Origin of the sequence: Aliirhizobium wenxiniae, assembly GCF_019511445.1 — a bacterium.
In the GTDB taxonomy this organism is placed as follows: Bacteria; Pseudomonadota; Alphaproteobacteria; order Rhizobiales; family Rhizobiaceae; genus Neorhizobium; species Neorhizobium wenxiniae_A.
In genome coordinates, this window is record NZ_JAEUAN010000090.1 from 1 (window position 1) to 426 (window position 426).

Annotated in this window: 1 protein-coding gene; it reads left to right on the top strand. The window is 46.9% G+C overall.

Going from position 1 to position 426, the window contains the following annotated elements; translation table 11 throughout:
- Positions 1–426: DMT family transporter (locus JNB91_RS30430; RefSeq protein WP_220329130.1), on the top strand; the 426-nt coding region annotated here is incomplete at both ends.

Below are 426 nucleotides of genomic sequence, written 5' to 3' on the forward strand. Positions count from 1 at the left end.
CCTATGCAATCAGCGGTGAATGGTCAATTAGGTCACTGGTTACAGGATGGTAATGCATGCGCAGTTATCTCCTTTGCCAGTGGTTTAGTCGTGATGTTTTTTATTATTATGGCGCGAAAAGAAACCCGGCAACAATTTGCGGCAATTCCTTCTCTGATTAAAAACCGAAAAGTTCCTCTCTGGAACTGGTTTGCCGGTCTCTGTGGAGCGATGGTGGTATTTTCTGAAGGCGCATCAGCCAGCGCACTCGGGGTCGCAACGTTTCAAACCGCACTGATCTCCGCGCTATTGCTGTCTGGTTTACTTTGCGATCGCTTTGGTATCGGTGTCGACGAGAAAAAATACTTTACCCCTTATCGCATCATCGGTGCATTATTTGCGGTTATTGCTACGATTTTTGTTGTGTCACCGCAGTGGCATTCTACC